Below are 14,338 nucleotides of genomic sequence, written 5' to 3'. Positions count from 1 at the left end.
GTGAAAGACCTGACATATTCCTTGAGATGATTTTGTGCTTCGCAAGAAGCGTCAAAGTTATAGGGTCAAGTGAATAAGAGCACGTGGTGGATGCCTTGGCAATGATAGGCGACGAAGGACGTGATAGCCTGCGATAAGCTTCGGGGAGCTGGCAAATTAGCTTTGATCCGGAGATTTCCGAATGGGAAACCCACCGAAAGGTATCGCATGATGAATACATAGTCATGCGAGGCGAACCGGGTGAACTGAAACATCTCAGTAGCTCGAGGAAAAGACATCAACCGAGATTCCGAAAGTAGTGGCGAGCGAAATCGGAGAAGCCTGTTAGTGATAGCACAAGACATAACGGAACAGCTTGGAAAGGCTGGCCATAGCGGGTGATAGCCCCGTACGTGAAATGACCTGTGTGGTACTGAGCTAACGACAAGTAGGGCGGGACACGAGAAATCCTGTCTGAATATGGGGGGACCATCCTCCAAGGCTAAATACTCATCATTGACCGATAGTGAACTAGTACCGTGAGGGAAAGGCGAAAAGAACCCCGGGAGGGGAGTGAAATAGATCCTGAAACCGCGTGCTTACAAAAAGTAGGAGCCCGCAAGGGTGACTGCGTACCTTTTGTATAATGGGTCAGCGACTTACATTCAGTGGCAAGGTTAACCGAATAGGAAGCCGTAGAGAAATCGAGTCCGAATAGGGCGATCAGTCGCTGGGTGTAGACCCGAAACCAAGTGATCTATCCATGGCCAGGATGAAGGTGCCGTAACAGGTACTGGAGGTCCGAACCGACTAGTGTTGCAAAACTAGCGGATGAGCTGTGGATAGGGGTGAAAGGCTAAACAAACTTGGAAATAGCTGGTTCTCTCCGAAAACTATTTAGGTAGTGCCTCAAGTATTACCATCGGGGGTAGAGCACTGTTTTGGCTAGGGGGTCATGGCGACTTACCAAACCAAGGCAAACTCCGAATACCGATGAGTACAGCTTGGGAGACAGAGCACCGGGTGCTAACGTCCGGACTCAAGAGGAAACAACCCAGACCGCCAGCTAAGGTCCCTAAAATTGGCTAAGTGGGAAACGAAGTGGGAAGGCTAAAACAGTCAGGATGTTGGCTTAGAAGCAGCCATCATTTAAAGAAAGCGTAATAGCTCACTGATCGAGTCGTCCTGCGCGGAAGATGTAACGGGGCTAAGCCAGTTACCGAAGCTGCGGATTTGCAATTTATTGCAAGTGGTAGGAGAGCGTTCTGTAAGCCTGTGAAGGTGCGTTGTAAAGCGTGCTGGAGGTATCAGAAGTGCGAATGCTGACATGAGTAGCGTTAAAGGGGGTGAAAAGCCCCCTCGCCGTAAGCGCAAGGTTTTCTACGCAACGTTCATCGGCGTAGAGTGAGTCGGCCCCTAAGGCGAGGCAGAGATGCGTAGCTGATGGGAAACAGGTCAATATTCCTGTACCGATTGTTAGTGCGATGTGGGGACGGATCTTAATAGGTCATCCGGGTGTTGGATATCCCGGTTTAGATGGAAGTAGGCGTGCATTAGGCAAATCCGGTGCACATATACCGAGGCCATCGATCGAGCCAGCTTGCTGGTGAAGTGATTGAACGAGGTTCCAGGAAAAGCCACTAAGCTTCAGCTAACAACGACCGTACCGCAAACCGACACTGGTGCGCGAGATGAGTATTCTAAGGCGCTTGAGAGAACTCAGGAGAAGGAACTCGGCAAATTGACACCGTAACTTCGGAAGAAGGTGTGCCCTATTAGTGTGAAGTGAACAACGGAGCATGAATGGGTTGCAAAAAATCGGTGGCTGCGACTGTTTATTAAAAACACAGCACTCTGCAAACACGAAAGTGGACGTATAGGGTGTGACGCCTGCCCGGTGCTGGAAGATTAAATGATGGGGTGCAAGCTCTTGATTGAAGTCCCAGTAAACGGCGGCCGTAACTATAACGGTCCTAAGGTAGCGAAATTCCTTGTCGGGTAAGTTCCGACCTGCACGAATGGCGTAACGATGGCCACACTGTCTCCTCCTGAGACTCAGCGAAGTTGAAATGTTTGTGATGATGCAATCTCCCCGCGGAAAGACGGAAAGACCCCATGAACCTTTACTGTAGCTTTGTATTGGACTTTGAACAGATCTGTGTAGGATAGGTGGGAGGCTTTGAAGCAGGGTCGCTAGATCTTGTGGAGCCAACGTTGAAATACCACCCTGGTGTGTTTGAGGTTCTAACCTAGGTCCATTATCTGGATCGGGGACAGTGCATGGTAGGCAGTTTGACTGGGGCGGTCTCCTCCCAAAGCGTAACGGAGGAGTTCGAAGGTACGCTAGTTACGGTCGGACATCGTGACGATAGTGCAATGGCATAAGCGTGCTTAACTGCGAGACTGACAAGTCGAGCAGATGCGAAAGCAGGACATAGTGATCCGGTGGTTCTGTATGGAAGGGCCATCGCTCAACGGATAAAAGGTACTCTGGGGATAACAGGCTGATACCGCCCAAGAGTTCATATCGACGGCGGTGTTTGGCACCTCGATGTCGGCTCATCTCATCCTGGGGCTGTAGCCGGTCCCAAGGGTATGGCTGTTCGCCATTTAAAGAGGTACGTGAGCTGGGTTTAAAACGTCGTGAGACAGTTTGGTCCCTATCTTCCGTGGGCGCTGCAGATTTGAGGAAGCCTGCTCCTAGTACGAGAGGACCGGAGTGGACACACCTCTGGTGTATCGGTTGTCACGCCAGTGGCATTGCCGAGTAGCTAAGTGTGGAAGAGATAACCGCTGAAAGCATCTAAGCGGGAAACTCGTTTCAAGATGAGATCTGCCGGGGCCTTGAGCCCCCTGAAGAGTCGTTCAAGACCAGGACGTTGATAGGTCAGGTGTGGAAGCGCAGTAATGCGTTAAGCTAACTGATACTAATTGCTCGTGCGGCTTGACCCTATAACTTTGATCAAAATACTGATCAAGGTGTTATGCCAAGTTGACGCATTCAAAACAATTCGCCAAAAGTTGATTCCAAACTCTATGAATTCGTTTGGTTGATCATGTGATCAGCCAAGCAACCCTTTATGCCTGATGACCATAGCGAGTTGGTCCCACTCCTTCCCATCCCGAACAGGACAGTGAAACGACTCAGCGCCGATGATAGTGCGGGTTCCCGTGTGAAAGTAGGTCATCGTCAGGCTCTTACAGCCCAGAAAACCCCAGTCAGATACAACTGACTGGGGTTTTTTGCTTTTGGATGGTGGGAAAAACGACTTCTAGAGATTACGAACTGCAATCTCGTCTTTCTCAGCCGCGCCCGCAGCGACTAATTCCCGCAAGATATCGTCAGTGAGTTGATTCAACTCAATTCTCTCAAAAAATCGAGCGCGAATCATGGCCAGGTACGGCGTGCCACTCAGCCACGAGTGCCAATCTTCAAGAGAAACAGCCTGCATTTCCAGCAGTTTGAACTTCATCAACACCTTGATCGCATGCCGAGCGTGCTTGACCGGGTCACGCTGCAATCCATCAAGACGCTTGCGCGCAACCGAAAGGGCTTTGCCAACGTCATCGAAGACGGCGCCATGCCCGGGAACCACCCGCAACGGGGCGAGCGATTCGATCAGATCGAGCGTCGCAGCCATGTCTCCGAATGAAGGCTCACCAGCCAGTTCAGGAAAGGCAATGCCAAACCCGTGCTCCCACAGCGCGTCCGCAGAAATCAGAGTTCGCGACAGCGCATCGAACAAGATGATCGAATGCGGATCGTGCCCAGGTGCTGCGTGCACCTGCCACGGCCTGTCTCCCAACACGCACTCGGTGCCGGGCAGCAGCAGTCCGGTGAATCCGAACCGAGGGCAGCTCTGCCCTGTCGCCAGAAAGCTCAGACCATCTTCGTCCCAGCGTTCCACCAGCGCCGCCTCACCTGGCGGTATTTCAGTGCGAACCGACGGATAGCGCTCCTGCAGCGCCGCATTGCCTCCACAGTGATCGCTGTGCAGATGCGTATTCAAGATGCGATCAAGCCCCCGGCCTCCAAGCACCGACTCGACCAGGGCCACAGTCTGCTCCGCATGCGCGGCGTACCCGGTATCAACGATCGCCGTCTCGGTGCCGCCGAGAAAGAGGATGTTGTTGGAGGACAGCCACCCGCGCTCAAGCACCACCACATTCGCCGGCAGACCAGCGCTTGCCGACGAATGGCTCATTCAGGCGCTCGCACTGGTGCGAAGCTCCCGTCGAAGGATCTTGCCCACGTTCGTCTTGGGTAATGATTCCCGAAATTCGATGTGCTTCGGCCGCTTGTAGCCCGTGAGCTGCGAGTGGCAATACTGAAGCACCGCATCCTCCGTCAGCGCAGGATCCCTGCGGACCACGAACACCTTGATTGCTTCCCCCTGCTTCTCGTCAGGCACGCCGACAGCCGCGCATTCCACGACTCCAGGGCAGAGCGAAATCACGTTCTCGAGCTCGTTCGGAAACACGTTGAAGCCGCTCACAAGAATCATGTCCTTCTTGCGGTCGACGATCCGGCTGTAGCCATCTTCCTGCATCACGGCAATATCACCGGTCCGCATGAAGCCATCTGCTGTGAACGCCGCCGCAGTCTCTGCAGGCTGGTTGTAGTAGCCAACCATCACGTTGGGTCCCCTGATGCAGAGCTCACCTGACTCACCCACAGGGAGCGAATTCCCCTCATCGTCCTTGATCGCGATCTCGATGCTAGGCAGCGGCAGGCCGATGGTCCCGGTGAACTCGGTGTTCGACACCGGGTTGTTGGTCCCGATCGCGCAGGTCTCGCTCATTCCCCAGCCTTCGATCATCGGGCAGCCGGTGGTCTCGAACCACTTGCGCGCGGTTCCTTCCGACGCCGCCATGCCCCCCGCCTGCGAGACGAACAGCGTCGAGAAATCGAGGCTCTTGAACTCCGGATGCATGAGCAGCGCATTGAACAGCGTGTTCACCGCGGGCAGCATGTGGAAGGGCCGCTTCTTAAGCACCGCGATGAACTTGTTGAAGTCGCGCGGATTCGGAATCAGCGTCATGTGCGAGCCTTGACGGATCGCCAGCAGGCACAGCGTCAGCGCGAAGATGTGATACAGCGGTAGCGCCGCGATGCTGTTGACCTTCGACAGATCGCCCGCGCGCGTCAATGCCGGCGTGAACCAAGCCTCGGCCTGCAGCGTGGCGGCCACTATGTTGCGATGCGTCAGCACCGCGCCTTTCGACAGCCCCGTCGTGCCCCCCGTGTACTGCAGGAACGCAATCGAATCGAGCGTGCTCTGGTCGGGACCAAGAGGACGGCCACGTCCTTCGGTGATCGCTTGCGTGAACGGCGTGACCGAGCGCCCGTCGCTCAAAGGCAGCTTGTACGGCGGCACGATCTTCGCCAGGTGCCGCACCGCGATCGTGATCCAGGCGCCGTACAACCCGCCCAGCAGATCGCCCATCGACGTCATGACCACGTGCTTCACGGGCGTGCGCTCGATCACCTTCTCGAGCGTTGACGCGAAGTTCTCCAGGATGACGATCGCCGTCGCGCCGGAGTCCTTCAGCTGGTGCTCCAGCTCCCGCGCCGTGTACAGCGGATTGACGTTCACGCATGTATAGCCGGCGCGCAGCACGCCGCACATCGTGACCGCGAACTGCGGAATGTTGGGCAGCATGATCGCCACGCGTGCACCCGGCTCGAGCCCGCGCGACTGCAGCCAGGCGCCGAGCGCCTTCGACAGCGTGTCGAGTTCGCCGAAGGACATCCATCGCTCCATGCAGACCGAGAAGGGCCGGTCGGCATAGCGGCCGAAGGCTTCCTCGAACATATGGGGCAAAGACCGGTACTGCTCGGGATGAATCTCGTGCGGTACGCCGGCAGGATAGTTTTGTCGCGCGGATGTCTGCATGCAAGCTCCTTTGGCGCGGATTGTGGGAGGCAGTGCGCCTCAGCCGCCAGCGGGCTTGTCCTAGGGCGCGGCCTCGCGCTGTCGCGCGCGCGATAGCGGCGCGGCGACCGAAGGGCTCAGGCCTTGCCCGACTCGCCCGGCAGCAGCACGCCTGCTTCGATGTCGGGAGCGACCTCGAGCGATTCGTAGAGGGGCGTGAAGTCCGGCGCCGTGAGGTCGAAGAGCTGCGCGAAGCTGTCGATCACGAAGTAGTTGGCCTGGTAGGTGTCGATCTTGTAGCGCGTGCGCATGGCGCGCAGCAGGTCGATCGGCAGCCGGCGCGGCTCGTCGCTCAGCACCGCGTGCTTCAACTCGCCCACGGAGCTCAGGATGCCCGCGCCATACGCGCGCAGGCCGTCCGGCTGGCGGATCAGCCCGAACTCCACCGTGTACCAGTAGAGCCGCGCGAGCTTCTCGCCAGCGCCCAGTTCGTGCGCCTTGATGCCGCCTGCGCCATAGCGCTGCACGTAGTCGGCGAAGGTCGGGTCGAACAGCATCGGCACATGGCCGAACAGGTCATGGAACACGTCGGGCTCCACGATGTAGTCGAACTCCTCCGGCTTGCGGATCCAGTCCGTCACCGGAAACTTGCGGTTCGCGAGCAGCGTGAAGAACGGCAGCTCGGGAATCAGCCCCGGCACCGCCACGATCTCCCAGCCCGTGGCGCGATGCAGCCGCTCGTTGAGTTCGTCGAAACGCGGGATGCGGTCCTTCACCCCGAGCGAGGGCAGCGCCTTGATGAAAGCATCGCAGGCCAGCCCCGGCAGTTGCGCGGCCTGCCGCTCGTAGAGCCGCTTGTAGGTGTCATGGTCGGCCGGCGTGTAGCTGGCCCAATCCTGCGGGCAGGTGTAGTCGGCCAGCACGGCGCCGCCGCGCGAGTAGTCGCCGCGCGGCGGACGGTCCGAAGCGCCATACACGGCGGGGGTGACAACTGCGGCGGCGGCGGGGGAGTCCATGAAAAAGCGATCTCGGGAAAGAAGGGTTACTTGAGCCAGCGGTCCATCGTGCGCTGGAAGTCGCCGCCGGCCTGCTGCAGATGCAGCCACTGGTCGACGTACGACTTGAAGGCCACGTCGTCGCGCGGCAGCATCCAGGCCATTTCGCCGTATTGCAGCGGCTTGTCGGGGTTGACTGCGCACAGTCCCGGCTTGAGCTTCTGCTGCGTGATGGCCTCGGCCGCCTCGGTCACGAACACGTCGGCGCGGTTGGCAAGGATCTCGTCGAAGATCGTCACGTTCTCGCCGTGCAGCGTGAGCCTGGCCTGCTTGAAATTGGCCCGGGCGAAGCGTTCGTTGCTGCCGCCCGGATTGAAGATGACGCGCACCGACGGCTTGTCGATGTCCGCCACGCTCTGGTACTTGGCCACGTCGGCACAGCGCGCGATGGGCGTCTTGCCGTTGACCATGTAGGGCGCGCTGAAGAAGGCGCGCTTTTGCCGGTCGGTGGTGACCGACACGCCACCCACCGCGATGTCGCACTTGCCTGCGGCAAGGTCGGGCAGCAGGTTCGCCCAGGTCGTCTTGATCCACTCGGGCTTGGCCCCGAGGCTGGCGCTGAAGCCGGTCATCAGGTCGACGTCGATGCCCTCGAAGGACGCGTCGGCCTTCTGGAAGCTGAAAGGCTTGTAGTCGCCCGGCGTGCAGATGCGCAGCACCGCGGCCTTCTGCACCGTGTCCAGGTGCGAGCCCGCCACCGGCGTTGCCGCCGGCGGCATGGCGCAGCCCGAAAGAACGGCGGCAGCCGCCGCGATGAAGGTCAGGCCGATCGAAGACGTGCTGCGCATGCCGGGCTCCTGGAGCAGTGAAGAAGCCCTTATTTTGCGGCGCTCAACACGCCACGGCGCATCTGGTCGAGCTCGATGCTCTCGAACAGCGCCTTGAAGTTGCCGTTGCCGAAGCCGTCGTCGCCCTTGCGCTGGATGAACTCGAAGAAGATCGGGCCGAGCTGGTTCTCGCTGAAGATCTGCAGCAGCAGGGCGTCCTTCTTGCCGTCGATCAGGATCTTGCGCTTGTGCAGTTCGGCCACGCTTTCGCCGTGCTCCGGAATGCGCTTGTCCACCAGTTCGTAGTACGTGTCGATGGTGTCCAGCAGCGTCACGCCCTTGGCGCGCAGCGCGTCGACCGTCTTGTACAGGTCGTCCGAGCCCATGGCGATGTGCTGGATGCCTTCGCCCTTGTACATGTCCAGGTACTCCTGGATCTGGCCGGCCTGTTCCTTGCCTTCTTCGTTGATCGGGATGCGGATCTTGCCGCAGGGGCTGGTCATGGCCTTGCTCTTCACGCCCGTGACCTGGCCTTCGATGTCGAAGTACTTGATCTCGCGGAAGTTGAAGAGCTTCTCGTAGAAGCCGGCCCAGACGTTCATGCGGCCGCGGTACACGTTGTGCGTCAGGTGGTCGATGTAGGTCAGGCCGTTGCCGAACGGCGAGAGCGCCTGCTCGGGTGCAACGCCGGGCAGCGCCTCGAAGTCGACGTCATAGAAGCCGATGTTGCCGATGTCGCCGGGCTTCGCGCCGTTCTTGCCGGGCCAGCGGTCCACCAGATAGATCAGGCTGTCGCCGATGCCCTTGATGGCGGGGATGTTCAGTTCGCCAGGGCCGGCCTTGTCGGCAAAGCCCCAGGCGCCGAGTGCCGTGGCGCGTTCGTAGGCTTGCTTGGCGTCCTGCACGCGGAAGGCGATGGCGCACACGCTCGGGCCGTGCTCGCGCGCGAACTTCTGCGCGAAGGAATCGGGCTCGGCATTCAGGATGAAGTTGATGGTGCCCTGGCGATACAGCAGCACGTTCTTGTGGCGGTGCTTGGCCACGGCCTGGAAGCCCATGCGCTCGAACACCTTGCCCATGGCGACCGGATCGGGTGCCGCGTACTCGATGAATTCGAAGCCGTCGGTGCCCATGGGGTTCTCCCAGGGTGTGAAGGCGGGTGCGTCGGCTTGGCTCATGCGTGGTCTCCGAAAAGGGTGGGGAATTCAATGAAAAGGCTCGAAATCGGCCAGTCATGCAATGTAGGGTGGATGGCTCTCAGGTTTTCTGCGTTTCCGGGCGCTTGCAGTGGCTCTTGCGCAGTAAAACTGCAAGAATGCAGAAATGGAAGCACTGGACAAGATTGATAGGCTCATTCTGCGCACGCTGCAAGCAGACGGGCGCGCAACTTACGATCAGCTCGCCGAGCAGGTGAGCCTGTCGCCCAGCGCCGTGCTGCGGCGGGTCAAGCGGCTGGAAGAAAGCCGGGTCATCGACCGTTATGTCGCCCTGGTCCAGCCCGAAGCCATCGGCCTGGGGCTGACCGCCTATCTCAATGTGCGGCTCGAAAAGCACACCGAGACCCACAAGCGCAACCCCATGGACCTGTTCCGCGCCAGCGTGCAGACTTGGCCCGAGGTGGTCGAGTGCGCAGCGCTCACCGGCGACATGGACTACCTGCTGCGCGTGGTCGTGGCCGACATGGCCCACTACAGCCGTTTCATCATGGACACACTGCTCAAGCACCCCAGCGTCGAAGACTGCAAGACCAGCTTCGTGCTGGACCGCGTCAAGGCCACGACGGCCGTGCCCGTCTAGCCACAGCGGGTTGCGCGAGCGCCACGCGTCCGGGCATTGGTTCACGAAGGTGTCCCGCAATTGACCCTGGCGGCTTGAAGATTAAGGGAAAACCCTTACATTTGAGCCATGCTCACCGCCAAGACCCTTCTCAAAGCGTCTCTCGGCCTTGGCTCTTTCCTGAAAGCGCCGATGGTTGAGGCGCAACCACGCGCTACCAGCGCGCCTCAACCCGTCATGGTGCCGATCCGCTCGATCGGTCCCCGTGAACGCGAGCGCATCGCGCGCCACCTGCTCGAACTCACCCCGCACGACCGCTACCTGCGCTTCGGCTACGCGGCGGCCGACGAGCAGGTCCAGCGCTACGTCGACAGCCTCGACTTCGAGCGCGACGAACTCTTCGGCATCTACAACCGCCGCCTCGACCTGATCGCGATGGCGCACCTGGCCTTCGCTCCCGGCGACCAGCACAGCGACTGCGCCGAATTCGGCGTGTCCGTCTCGGCGCACGCCCGCGGCCGGGGCTACGGCGCCCGCCTGTTCGAGCGTGCCGTGGTCGTGGCCCGCAACGAAGGCGTAGGCATGCTCTTCATCCATGCGCTGAGCGAAAACGCCGCCATGCTGAAAATCGCCCGCAACGCCGGCGCCACGGTGGTGCGCAGCGGCTCCGAGGCCGAAGCCCACCTGGAACTGCCCAGCGCCACCTTCGACAGCCGCATGAGCGAAATCGCGCTTGAGCACTACGCCGCCGTCGACTTTGCCCTCAAGAGCCGCGCCAAGCAGTTCTGGGCCTTCCTGGCCAGCCTGCAGGAAATGCGCAGCGGCATGCGCGAAGCCCGCAAGAAATCCGCCCCATAAGTCTGGCCCCCCGGCTTTTCACTCCGCTGCGCTGCGTGTAATTCGCCACCCCCCGAGGGGGAGGCGCGGCTCGCCTTGGGGCGGCCCGGCGGCGGCCGCCTCCGTTCTTACCCTTGACCGAGTCGTACGGTGGAGCGTGTCACACGCAATCCGGTATCCTTGTCCTTCCTCAACTCCGCCCTGCCGCAGTGGCTGAACCTCACCCTGAACGCGCTCCCGTCGAACGGGAAGACAAGCGCGGCTTTCTCCAGAAGCTCGCCGAATTCATCCATCCCGGTCCCGACTCGCGCGACGAGCTGATCGAAACCCTGGCGGACGCCGAGGACAACGAGGTGATCGGCGCCGAGTCGCGCGTGATGCTCGAAGGCGTGCTGCGCATGGCCGACATGACGGCCGGCGACGTGATGGTCGCGGCGCCGCGCATGGACGTCATCAACATCGACGCCCCGTTCGACGCGCTGCTGCATCTCATCATCGACACCGCGCACTCGCGCTTTCCGGTGTACGAGGGCGAAAAAGAAAACATCATCGGCATCCTGCTCGCGAAGGACCTGCTCAAGCTGCAGCGCGCGCCGGGCCTGAACATCCGCGCCCTGCTGCGGCCGGCCACCTTCGTGCCAGAGAGCAAGGGCCTGAACGACCTGCTGCGCGAATTCCGCGGCAACCGCAATCACCTGGCCATCGTCATCGACGAGTTCGGCCGCGTGGCGGGCCTCATCACCATCGAGGACGTGCTCGAGCAGATCGTCGGCGAAATCGAAGACGAATTCGACATCGCCGAAGACGAGGGCGACATCTTCGGCCTGGCCGACCACACCTACCGCGTCTCCGGCGACACGCCCATCGAGCGCGTGGCCGAGGCCTTCGGCATCGTGTTCGACGAAGAGCAGCTCAGCGAAGACTTCGACACCATCGGCGGCCTGATCGCGCACGAGATGGGCCACGTGCCCAAGCGCGGCGAGCACCATGCGATGGGCGGCTTCGACTTCGTGGTGCTGCACACCAAGGGCGGCGCGGTGCGCTGGTTCAAGGTGTCCCCGGCCCGCGGCGGCGACGCGGCCGACTGATGGCGCGCGCGCCGGCTTCCCCGTTCGCCAACCTGTTCCGCCTGCTCGGCTTCGGTGCGGCCGGCCTCGCGCAGGCGCTGTCGATGGCTTCGCCCGTCGGCGGCAAGCCGCTGTGGTGGCTGCAACTGCTGTCGCTCGGCGCGCAGGTCTGGCTGCTCGACGGCCTGCGCGCGCAGGGCGCCGGCTGGCGCCGCGCCGGCTTGCACGGCTGGCTGTTTTCCACCGCCTGGCTTACCGGCAGCTTCTGGTGGCTCTTCATCTCGATGCACACCTACGGCGGCCTGCCCGCGCCGCTGGCGGCCATTGCCGTGCTGGCGCTGGCGGCCGCGCTGGGGCTCTATTACGCCGTCGCCGCCGCATGGTTCGTGGTGTGCGCCCCTAAAGGGCGGGTGACGGGCGCGCTGGTCTTCGCGGCACTCTGGACGCTCGCCGAACTCGTGCGCGGCAGTTGGTTCACCGGCTTTCCGTGGGGTGCCGGCGGCTATGCGCATGTCGAAGGGCCGCTCGCGGCGCTCGCGCCGTGGGTGGGCGTCTACGGCATCGGCGCGGCGGCTGCGCTGGCCGTGGCGCTCGTCGCGTTGCATCGCCCGCTTCGCATGTCCGAGGCCGTGCCGGGCGTGGTGCTCCTGGCGCTGGTGTTCGCCGTGCCGAATCTCGTGCCCTCGCTTCGCGACGACGTGCGCGGCACGAAGGGCGCGACCGGCAAGCTCGACGTCGCGCTCCTGCAGGGCAACATCCCGCAAGACGAAAAATTCATTCCGGGCGGCGGCATCGAGACCGCGCTGCGTTGGTACGGCGAGCAACTGCGCGATGCCAAGGCCTCGCTCGTCGTCACCCCCGAGACCGCCTTGCCGCTGCTGCCGCAGCAACTCCCCATCGGCTACCTCGATGCGATTCAGGCGCGCTACAGCCAGGGCAACCAAGCGGCCATCGTCGGCCTGCCGATGGGCGGCCCGGGCACCTACAGCAACTCGGTGCTGGGCTTCCAGCCCGGCGCTTCTCAGGTCTACCAGTACAGCAAGCACCATCTGGTGCCCTTCGGTGAATTCATTCCGATGGGCTTTCGCTGGTTCATCCAGATGATGAACATCCCGCTCGGCGACTTCGCGCGCGGCGGGCTCGCGCAGGCGCCCTTCGTCTGGCAGGGCCAGCGCATCGCGCCGAACATCTGCTACGAAGACTTGTTCGGCGACGAGATCGGCGCGAACTTCCGCGACGAGGCCAGCGCGCCGACCATCCTGCTCAATGTGAGCAACATCGCATGGTTCGGCGACTCCGTGGCCATCGACGAGCACCTGTCGATCTCGCGCATGCGCGCGCTCGAATTCGCGCGGCCGATGGTGCGCTCCACCAACACCGGCGCCACCGTGGTGATCGACGCCGAAGGCCGCGTGACGCACGAACTGCCGCGCCTCACGCGTGGCGTTCTCGAAGCCAGCGTCGAAGGCCGGCGCGGCCTCACGCCTTACGCCCGCTGGGTCGCGCCTTTCGGGCTCTGGCCGCTGTGGATCCTCTCGATGGCCGTCGTGGCCGCGGCCCTGGTGCTGCGCGGCCGCCGTCGCAGTCGCGACTGAGCCTCAGGCGCCCCGCGCGCTCTTCACCGGCCAGTCGCGCAGCTTGCCGGGGTTCAGCAGCCCCATCGGGTCGAAGCGCTTCTTCACCTCGATGACCTCCGGCGGCAGCGGGCCGCCGGCCTTGCCGTCTTCCACGATGTTCACGTGCGGGTTGTTGATGTGCACGTTGTGTTCGCGGTGGATGCGCATGATTTCCTGCAGCCGCTCCTCGGTGCTGAAGCGCACCAACTGCAGGCCGCTGCAGGTCAAGAGGCCCGCCACGTTGCGGATGAACTCCAGGTGCATCATCACCTCGCCGTTCGCGCCCAGCAGCTTTTCCATCTCGATCACCTGCTCCACATGCCTGCCCGGCACGAAGCCGCTCTGCAGGTAGGTCAGCGTGGGGTCGATCTTCAGCGCGTGCAGCGTCGTGTGGTTCCAGGTGAACTCCATCAGCGTGCGATTGCTCTTCTGCACCTCGGCGGCCGTCTTGCGGTAGCCCACCGTGCCGCCGTGCGCTTCAGCCAGTTGCAGCAGCGCCGGCTCGCAGGATTCCGCCACCAGCGACAGCACCGTGTGGCAGCCCTTGGGCAGGTGCGCGGCCAGCTGCGCCAGATGGTCCGAGATGGGCGCGGCGAAGAACGCCACCTCGCGCTTCACGATGCCCGGCGCGTTCGCGAGCTTGTCGGCGAAGTGCAGGGCGCTCTCGAAGTCCTCGAAGGTGACCAGCGTTTCCAGCCACGGATGCGCGGGCGCCAGCGCGATTTCCAGCTCCAGCACCAGCCCGTTGGTGCCCCACAGGTGGTGCATGCGCATGGCTTCGGCGCCGCGCAGTTCGACCACCTGCGGCTCCGCCTCGATGCTCATCGCGCGGATGCCGATCACGTTGCCCGGCGCGCCCAGCGGCCCGTAGTTGATCGAGCCCACGCCGCCGAAGCCGCCGCCGAAGAGGCCGCCCAGCGTCGCGCTGCGGTAGGTGGACGGCACGCAGCGCATCTCCTGACCCGTCGGTTTGGTCTGCTTCTCGAGTTCGCCCAGGCGGATGCCGGCCTGCGCGCGCGCCACGCCGGGCCGCACCCACAGGCAGCTGTTGTAGCCCGTCATGTCGAGCACCACGCCGCCGGCCAGCGGGGTGGTCTGGCCGTAGTTGCCGGTGCCGCTGCCGCGGATGGTGATCGGCACGCCGCGGCGCGCGCAGGCGCCCACCACGGTGCGGATCTCTTCCTCGGTGCGCGGTCGCACGACCACGTCGGCGCGCTTGTCCTTGAGCTGGCGGTTGAGCACGGGGCTGAACCAGGAGAAGTCCTGCGACAGCCGCGTCACGCGGCTTTCATCGCTGATCCAGTCGAGGTCGGGCAATTCGAGCAGCAGTTGCTCGATGGCGGAAACAGGGGCGTTCATGGTCAA

10 protein-coding genes and 2 rRNA genes are annotated in these 14,338 nt (G+C 62.1%); 6 read left to right on the top strand and 6 right to left on the bottom strand.

The genetic code is table 11. The features are described 5' to 3' along the window. Positions 1–63: 63 nt before the first annotated feature. Positions 64–2,931, top strand: a 23S ribosomal RNA gene (locus L3V85_RS30070). A 131-nt stretch (positions 2,932–3,062) separates the two neighbouring features. Further along, positions 3,063–3,175, top strand: a 5S ribosomal RNA gene (rrf, locus tag L3V85_RS30065). A gap of 76 nt (positions 3,176–3,251) precedes the next feature. Here rrf and L3V85_RS30060 read toward each other — a convergent pair. From L3V85_RS30060 to hppD, 5 genes are all read right to left on the bottom strand, one after another. After that, positions 3,252–4,184, bottom strand: a complete 933-nt coding sequence (locus tag L3V85_RS30060; RefSeq protein ID WP_237676276.1) for an MBL fold metallo-hydrolase — start codon at positions 4,182–4,184, stop codon at positions 3,252–3,254. Continuing rightward, entirely contained in the window at positions 4,185–5,876 is a 1,692-nt protein-coding gene (locus L3V85_RS30055) for an AMP-binding protein (RefSeq protein ID WP_237676275.1), read from the bottom strand. Between the two features lie 116 nt (positions 5,877–5,992). Continuing rightward, complete coding sequence (phhA, locus tag L3V85_RS30050) at positions 5,993–6,871, bottom strand: phenylalanine 4-monooxygenase (RefSeq protein WP_237676274.1); 879 nt, start codon at positions 6,869–6,871, stop codon at positions 5,993–5,995. A 26-nt stretch (positions 6,872–6,897) separates the two neighbouring features. Further along, positions 6,898–7,698 (bottom strand): transporter substrate-binding domain-containing protein, encoded by an 801-nt coding sequence (locus tag L3V85_RS30045; RefSeq protein ID WP_237676273.1) that lies wholly within the window; start codon positions 7,696–7,698, stop codon positions 6,898–6,900. A 29-nt stretch (positions 7,699–7,727) separates the two neighbouring features. Then, the gene (hppD, locus tag L3V85_RS30040; RefSeq protein WP_237676272.1) at positions 7,728–8,855 is read right to left on the bottom strand and encodes a 4-hydroxyphenylpyruvate dioxygenase; all 1,128 of its coding nucleotides are present in this window, start codon (positions 8,853–8,855) and stop codon (positions 7,728–7,730) included. A gap of 145 nt (positions 8,856–9,000) precedes the next feature. On the opposite strand from hppD, the gene L3V85_RS30035 reads away from it, so the two are divergent. From L3V85_RS30035 to lnt, 4 genes are all read left to right on the top strand, one after another. Then, positions 9,001–9,474 (top strand): Lrp/AsnC family transcriptional regulator, encoded by a 474-nt coding sequence (locus L3V85_RS30035; RefSeq protein WP_081270170.1) that lies wholly within the window; start codon positions 9,001–9,003, stop codon positions 9,472–9,474. 108 nt (positions 9,475–9,582) lie between these two features. Further along, positions 9,583–10,311: a GNAT family N-acetyltransferase gene (locus tag L3V85_RS30030; protein ID WP_237676271.1), complete on the top strand. Its 729-nt coding sequence runs from the start codon at positions 9,583–9,585 to the stop codon at positions 10,309–10,311. A 188-nt stretch (positions 10,312–10,499) separates the two neighbouring features. After that, positions 10,500–11,378 carry an HlyC/CorC family transporter gene (locus L3V85_RS30025; RefSeq protein ID WP_237676270.1) on the top strand — a complete coding sequence of 293 codons (879 nt, stop codon included), beginning with the start codon at positions 10,500–10,502 and terminating at the stop codon, positions 11,376–11,378. Further along, a complete protein-coding gene (lnt, locus tag L3V85_RS30020; RefSeq protein WP_237676269.1) occupies positions 11,378–12,952 on the top strand; it encodes an apolipoprotein N-acyltransferase in 1,575 nt (524 codons plus the stop codon). Before L3V85_RS30025 ends, lnt begins: the two co-directional genes overlap by 1 nt. Before the next feature lie 3 nt (positions 12,953–12,955). Here lnt and L3V85_RS30015 read toward each other — a convergent pair whose 3' ends face one another. Then, positions 12,956–14,332 (bottom strand): FAD-binding oxidoreductase, encoded by a 1,377-nt coding sequence (locus L3V85_RS30015; protein ID WP_237676268.1) that lies wholly within the window; start codon positions 14,330–14,332, stop codon positions 12,956–12,958. Between the last annotated feature and the right edge of the window lie 6 nt (positions 14,333–14,338).

Origin of the sequence: Variovorax paradoxus, assembly GCF_022009635.1 — a bacterium.
GTDB lineage: Bacteria > Pseudomonadota > Gammaproteobacteria > Burkholderiales > Burkholderiaceae_C > Variovorax.
The sequence above is the reverse complement of the archived record's forward strand: the minus strand, read 5'-3'. Positions and strand labels throughout refer to the sequence as shown.

Bases quoted from the DNA above. Each gene is read 5' to 3' on its own strand.
- phhA (WP_237676274.1), bottom strand. From the start codon at position 6,871: ATGGACTCCCCCGCCGCCGCCGCAGTTGTCACCCCCGCCGTGTATGGC.
- L3V85_RS30035 (WP_081270170.1), top strand. From the start codon at position 9,001: ATGGAAGCACTGGACAAGATTGATAGGCTCATTCTGCGCACGCTGCAA.
- L3V85_RS30055 (WP_237676275.1), bottom strand. From the start codon at position 5,876: ATGCAGACATCCGCGCGACAAAACTATCCTGCCGGCGTACCGCACGAG.
- hppD (WP_237676272.1), bottom strand. From the start codon at position 8,855: ATGAGCCAAGCCGACGCACCCGCCTTCACACCCTGGGAGAACCCCATG.
- L3V85_RS30060 (WP_237676276.1), bottom strand. From the start codon at position 4,184: ATGAGCCATTCGTCGGCAAGCGCTGGTCTGCCGGCGAATGTGGTGGTG.
- lnt (WP_237676269.1), top strand. From the start codon at position 11,378: ATGGCGCGCGCGCCGGCTTCCCCGTTCGCCAACCTGTTCCGCCTGCTC.
- L3V85_RS30045 (WP_237676273.1), bottom strand. From the start codon at position 7,698: ATGCGCAGCACGTCTTCGATCGGCCTGACCTTCATCGCGGCGGCTGCC.
- L3V85_RS30015 (WP_237676268.1), bottom strand. From the start codon at position 14,332: ATGAACGCCCCTGTTTCCGCCATCGAGCAACTGCTGCTCGAATTGCCC.
- L3V85_RS30030 (WP_237676271.1), top strand. From the start codon at position 9,583: ATGCTCACCGCCAAGACCCTTCTCAAAGCGTCTCTCGGCCTTGGCTCT.